The sequence below is a fragment of the Collinsella sp. TF12-2AT genome, assembly GCF_003436735.1.
In the GTDB taxonomy this organism is placed as follows: domain Bacteria; phylum Actinomycetota; class Coriobacteriia; order Coriobacteriales; family Coriobacteriaceae; genus Collinsella.
The window spans coordinates 41,035-47,149 of sequence record NZ_QSQK01000016.1 but is presented as its reverse complement, the minus strand read 5'-3'; the positions used below and the strand labels follow the sequence as shown (position 1 = coordinate 47,149).

The 6,115-nt window shown below is 58.6% G+C and carries 4 protein-coding genes and 5 tRNA genes; all 9 read left to right on the top strand.

The annotated features are described in order from the left end of the window. The coding region (locus tag DXD24_RS10280; RefSeq protein WP_233502385.1) for a hypothetical protein at nucleotides 1-191 on the top strand (191 nt) is incomplete at its 5' end. Between the two features lie 65 nt (nucleotides 192-256). Next, nucleotides 257-346, top strand: a tRNA-Leu gene (locus tag DXD24_RS09430). A 59-nt stretch (nucleotides 347-405) separates the two neighbouring features. Further along, entirely contained in the window at nucleotides 406-2,751 is a 2,346-nt protein-coding gene (locus DXD24_RS09425) for a GAF domain-containing SpoIIE family protein phosphatase (protein ID WP_117564451.1), read from the top strand. Nucleotides 2,752-2,829: 78 nt separating this feature from the next. After that, complete coding sequence (locus DXD24_RS09420) at nucleotides 2,830-3,576, top strand: anti-sigma factor antagonist (RefSeq protein ID WP_117564450.1); 747 nt, start codon at nucleotides 2,830-2,832, stop codon at nucleotides 3,574-3,576. Between the two features lie 105 nt (nucleotides 3,577-3,681). Then, nucleotides 3,682-3,757, top strand: a tRNA-Gly gene (locus DXD24_RS09415). A 34-nt stretch (nucleotides 3,758-3,791) separates the two neighbouring features. Next, nucleotides 3,792-3,865 (top strand) — tRNA-Cys (locus DXD24_RS09410). A 42-nt stretch (nucleotides 3,866-3,907) separates the two neighbouring features. Continuing rightward, nucleotides 3,908-3,983, top strand: a tRNA-Gly gene (locus DXD24_RS09405). Nucleotides 3,984-4,160: 177 nt separating this feature from the next. Then, a complete protein-coding gene (locus DXD24_RS09400) occupies nucleotides 4,161-5,894 on the top strand; it encodes a glycoside hydrolase family 13 protein (RefSeq protein WP_233502384.1) in 1,734 nt (577 codons plus the stop codon). 142 nt (nucleotides 5,895-6,036) lie between these two features. After that, nucleotides 6,037-6,112 (top strand) — tRNA-Gly (locus tag DXD24_RS09395). Nucleotides 6,113-6,115: the final 3 nt, after the last annotated feature.

Sequence of the window (6,115 nt, the reverse complement as noted above, 5' to 3'; positions counted from 1 at the left end):
TGTTGCCTCCCGGCGCATTCCGCAGGGGGAGCGATATTTTGCAGCACGAAGTGCGTAGCAAAATATCGCCCATGCCCGAGGACGCGCCGGGAGGCAACACCGATTCGGGGCCGGGCATACGGATCTACCTGCGCATTTACAAATTCGTAAACTTTTTTGAAAAAAGTGCTTGCACAGTTCTCGAATCATAGGTTATTATCTTCCTCGTTGAACGCGCGGGTCGAACAAAACGAACTGCGAATCAACAACATAGCATGTCGGAGTGGCGGAATTGGCAGACGCGCTAGCTTGAGGTGCTAGTGACCGCTTTTTGGTCATGCGGGTTCAAGTCCCGCCTCCGACACCATCGCATTTGAGAAGCCTCTTCGGAGGCTTTTTTGTTACCGATAGACGGTGGGGTCCACGATGGAAACGCTTGAACGCAACGAGTGGGCAGACGTTGCCCAACTAGTCGAGATCACGAGCGATGCTGTCATCATCTGCGAGCTCGACGGAACCATTCTGCATGTGAATAATCGCTTACTTGGTTTGATGTGCGAGGAACGCGCCGACGTCATCGGTGGAGATGTTAAAGACGTCCTGTACTCGTCCGCTTTTGAACGTGCAACGGAACATCGTTTGCCATTTGAAACTGATGGCTCCGAGAGCGAACTGATGCTCAAGCTGAGCGATGGCTCCTTTATTCCCGTATTGGTTCGCGCAGGCTCCGTAACGCCTCCACGTATCTTTGGGCGCCGCGCGCCACGTGTCCTGGTGGCGCTTCACAGTATCGAGGAACAGTATTCTCACGACCGTCAGCTCAAGCGTGCGTTATCGGAGCTTAGAGTGGCGAACAAGCGTCTCTCTGGGACGCTCTCGGTCATTATGAGCACTGTGGGCTCCGATGAGTTACCCAGCCTGCTTGATACCGTTTTGAACCAGCTTGTAGGAACGCTCGATGCTTCGGGTGCCGCTATCTATTTTTCTGAGAGCGGCGGCTTTAAGCTTCGCGGTGTTTCCAAGGAGCTGTACGACAGCTACCTGCCCGAGTTTTTGCCGTATGGCGCTGGCATTCCGACGTATGTTCTTCGCGAGTCGCGTGCCTGTCGCTTGTCGATCCAACAGGACCTTGAGGGCGATAAGGCCGCCTCCGGTATGTTCATGGACCTGGATAATCGTTCAAAGCACCTGTTGCGCATGCAGGATATGCCTCCGTACCGCAGTGAAATCTGTCTTCCCGTTTTTTACGGTACGCAGATCCTCGGCGTGCTGGAAGTTGGTTGGAAACGCCCCCAGGCACCGCTCGCCTATGACGTTAATGTGCTCGAGGTCATTTGCGATTACCTGTCTATCCAGCTGGTCGGCATGGCATCGAGCCTTCGCTCCCGTCGCACGGCCGAGCTTGGTCGTTCCCTCAATGTGCTGCGTGATGAGTTGTTTACCTTTCTAGACGATTCCGCCGCGGCTACCCAGGCGGTGTCGTCCGAGATCTGCAATATGCTCAACTGCCATTTTTGCCCTGTTGAGTATGACGCCAGTCTGGATTCCTACGTCATAGATTTTGAAGGCGGCAGTCGCGTTGCTTTGCCGGACGATCCCGAGAAGCTTTTCTTTTCCACGACGGCGCCAGCGGCACGTCTGGGGGCTGCCCCTGATGGCTTTGAGGCATCTGTTTTGGGCGGCACGAGTGCCGAGGACCTTAAACACGTCCGTATAACTCGCGTTGACGAATCGATGCCTATGGGAGGCTGGCTTAGAGCGCATGGCCTGCCTTGCCAGGGTCTCTACGTCGACGCCGGCATCGAGGCGGGGCGCCCACGCCCTGAGGGCGATGGCAAGCACAGTAACGACGCAATCGTTCCTGCTTCTGTTGCGAAGGGGCCGACGACGCGTGCGCTGCTGCTTCGTGATGGTAGCCAAGAGCCGATTGATGACCTTGAATATGACTACTTGGTGCACTTGGCTCATGACTTTGAACTGATCTATGAAGGCGAATCTCAAAAGCGTGAGGAGCGCCATATCGCTCAGACCCTCCAGATTGGCATGAGAAATTCACTGGGGGATGTTCCGGGAATCGCCGCCGATTCGGTGTACCTGTCGGCCACGAACTCGGCGTTGGTCGGCGGCGATTTCTATACGCTCATCCGTCTTCCCGACGATTGCGCCGTCATGATTCTGGGCGATGTGTCTGGCAAAGGCATTGAGGCTGCATCGATGTCCGCACTCGTCAAGACGGCCCTGACGGCATATGCCTGGGAGGGCGCTGGACCGGCCCGCATGGCACGCTCCCTTAATAGCATGCTTATGGGCTTTTCGAGGGTCGAGACGTTCGTGACGGCCTTTATCGCCAAGATTGACCTTAAAGCCGGACGCGCAACGTATTGTTCGGCGGGCCATCCTCCGACCATGGTCATCAGGCCAGAGTCGATGCCGCTGGGTGGCGGCGAGGCTCGTGGGGGAGAGGTCGAGCTGCTTGGATGCCAATCGGGGGTAATCGGTGCCTTTGAGAGCATGGTGTACGAGACAGGCGTGTTTACGTTCGCTCCTGGTGACATGCTATTTATGTACACCGACGGAACAATCGAAGCGCGTGACCGCTCGGGTGCTTTCTTTGGCGAGCAGCGCCTTCGCGACCTTCTGCTCTCTGTCTCGGGTGAGGGCGTGTCGGGCATTTGCGGCAAGGTCTTGGGCGAGCTCGACCGATTTACCGAATCGGCGCTGGACGATGACATTGCATTGGTGTCCCTTGAGTTTTTACGGGGTCGTTCATAGACGACGCTGGGCGGGCTGAATCCGTACGGTCGGGGAAACGAATGCATCGAGTGGGCTTTTTTGGGGAACCATGGTCGTATGAATGAGTGGAATGACATAGCGGTTTTGACGCCACCAGGCGATATCGACATCGCCACGGTGCCTGCGCTGCGTCGGCGGTTGGATGCTTTGATTGGCCGCGGCGTGCGTCGTGTCGTCATCAACTGTCAGGCTGTCAGCTTTATCGATTCGACGGGCTTGGCATTCCTGCTTACGCGCGCTCGTGAGCTCATGAGGCGAGAAGGCCTGCTTTCGCTCGTCAATGCATCAGGTGAAGTTGTTCGCTTTTTGGAGATTGCTCGTCTTGTCGATATTCTTCATGTCGCGGGGCCGGCACGGGAGTCTATTCCCGCCATTCCGGTGGGGGAGCTGCCTCGCTGGAGTAAGAGCGTCGAGGTCCGTCAGGGTATCGAGAATCTTCCATACTACCGACATCGCATCGCCGAACTCCTTGAATCGCTTCCGTTGCGCCGTGACGAGCGCTACGATGTCGCATTGGCGTCGGGGGAGGCGCTGGGTAATGCCTATGACCATGCGGGCGGTATCGGGTGCGTTCTGACGGTTCAGGCCTATAGCGATCGCGTTGTGGTTGAGGTGCTTGATCGAGGTGCCGGCTATTCTATCGATGAAACGAGCGAACCGGTCGCATCTGAGGAGCGCGGCCGTGGTATCAAGCTTATGCGTATGCTCGTCGATAACGTGGAGGTTGCTCGTCGTACGGACGGCGCCGGCACGCGCGTGCAGATGGTGAAGCTGTTTAGCGGAGCGCTGGAATCGTGTGCCTAGCCAATCGCTTTAGCGCGTTTAGCTACTAAGAACATGCGGCAGACAAGTTTTTTGAAAAAAGTACTTGCGTCTTTTGGACAACTCGCGTAAATTAATAACCCGCAAGCGGACATGGCTCAGTTGGTAGAGCACAACCTTGCCAAGGTTGGGGTCGCGGGTTCGAGCCCCGTTGTCCGCTCCATTGCATTTCCGGACCGTTTAGGCGGTCCTTTTTCGGCGAAGTGGCCAAGTGGTAAGGCAGAGGCCTGCAAAGCCTTTACCCCCGGTTCGAATCCGGGCTTCGCCTCCAAGCAACATCCGGGCGCTCCGGCGCCCGTTTTGTTTTACATATGCGGACATGGCTCAGTTGGTAGAGCACAACCTTGCCAAGGTTGGGGTCGCGGGTTCGAGCCCCGTTGTCCGCTCCAAACGCAGCAGCCCGACTACTACGGTAGCCGGGCTTTTTCGTACCCATCGCTTGGGCTCGAACCCGAGAGGGAGCGAGCGTTTGGGGCGTGGCTGTGGCGTTGTTTGCCGCGAATGTCCGCTTTGGGCGTATCATCGTGGACATCTCGCAAAACCTCGTTGCAAGGGAGTCGCACCCCATGGCTACAGAAAAGTCCTCTTCGCGCCCATGGATGTCCGATGCCGCGATTTATCAAATCTACCCGCGCTCGTTTAAGGATTCGACTGGTTCGGGTCTGGGCGATATCGCGGGCATTACCCAGCAGATGGACTATCTTGAGCAGCTGGGCATCGAGGCCATCTGGCTGAGCCCGTTTTACCCATCGCCTCTTGTCGATGGCGGCTATGATGTGGCGGACTACTGCGATGTCGACCCACGTCTCGGCTCGCTTGACGACTTCGATGACATGATCGCTGCGGCTCATGCGCACGGCATCAAGGTCATCGTCGACATCGTGCCCAACCATTCGTCCAACCAGCACCCCTGGTTCAAAGCCGCTCTTGCCGCCGGCCCCGGATCACCCGAGCGCGCCCGTTATATCTTCCGCGATGGTCGCGGCGAGCACGGCGAGCTGCCTCCCACCAATTGGAATGCCAACTTTGGCGGCCCCGCCTGGACGCGCGTCGCGGACGGTCAGTGGTATCTGCACATGTTTACGCCCGAGCAGCCGGACTTTGACTGGTCGTGTCCCGAGGTTCATGCGTTCTTTTGCGACGTCCTGGCGTTTTGGAGCGATCGAGGCGTCGATGGCTTTCGCATTGATGTGGCGCACGGTCTCGCCAAGGATCTCGACCGCGATGACCTCGACCAGTGGCATCTCGCCGAGGGCGATGACATGGTTGAGGACGGCACCCATCCGCTGTGGGACCGCAACGAGGTCCATGAGATCTATCGCGAGTGGCGCCGCGTGTTCGACCGTTATGATCCGCCGCGCAGCGCCGTTGCCGAGGCGTGGGTTCTGCCCGAGCGCCAGTATCTCTACGCACGCCCCAGCGAGCTTGGCCAGACATTCAACTTTGAGTTCGCCAAGGCCACTTGGACCTATGATGACATGCACGCTGCAATCGAGAAGGGCTTGAAGGCGGCCATCGAATCCGGTTCCGCCTCGACCTGGGTACTCTCCAACCACGACGTGCCGCGCGTGGCGACACGCTATGCCCTGCCGCAAATCAAGGCGACGCGCTACCATCAGATTGCGCTCGACTGGCTCTTACGCGACGGGTCGTCTTATGACGAGGACCGTGAACTCGGCGAGCGCCGCGCGCGGGCAGCCCTTTTGCTTGAGTTGGCGCTTCCGGGCTCGGCATACGTGTATCAGGGTGAGGAGCTCGGCCTTTTTGAGGTGGCTGACATCCCGTGGGCTGCACTCGAAGATCCCACTGCGACCAATACGCACGGACCGAAGCGCGAGAAGGGGCGCGACGGCTGTCGTGTGCCCCTGCCGTGGGTGGCAGCGGACGATCCCGCGCAGGGCGGATCGTTTGGGTTTTCACCGGCGGACGCCGATGCGGCGCCCCATCTGCCACAGCCTGCATGGTTTTCCGATTACGCTGCCGATAGGGAAGAAGCGGACCCGGCATCGATGCTTGCGTTCTATCGCGACGCCCTCTGGCTGCGGCGCAAGCTGCGCGGGTGCGCCAACGATCTTGCGTGGCTCGATCTTGACGGGCGCACCGGCCTTGCGGATGGTGCCGAGGGCGCTGAGGGCGGCGTCATCGCCTATCGCCGCGACAACGGCTGGGCGTGTGTGACGAACTTCGGTGCAGCACCCGTGGAGCTGCCGGCGGGTAGGGTCCTGCTCACCTCATCACCGCTTGCAGACGGCAGGCTCGCGCAGGACAGCTCTGCCTGGATCATGCTCGCTGAGTTGTAGGGGGCCTCTTGCGGCGAGCTTGCGTTTGCCTACACCTTCCGTGGTGGCTGATGTCTTCGCGAGGTTCGCGAGGGCGTCGCAAAACTTTTCAAAAAAAGTTCTTGCATTTGGGTGGATCATCCCGTATATTAAATCCTCGCAGGCGGACATGGCTCAGTTGGTAGAGCACAACCTTGCCAAGGTTGGGGTCGCGGGTTCGAGCCCCGTTGTCCGCTCCATTT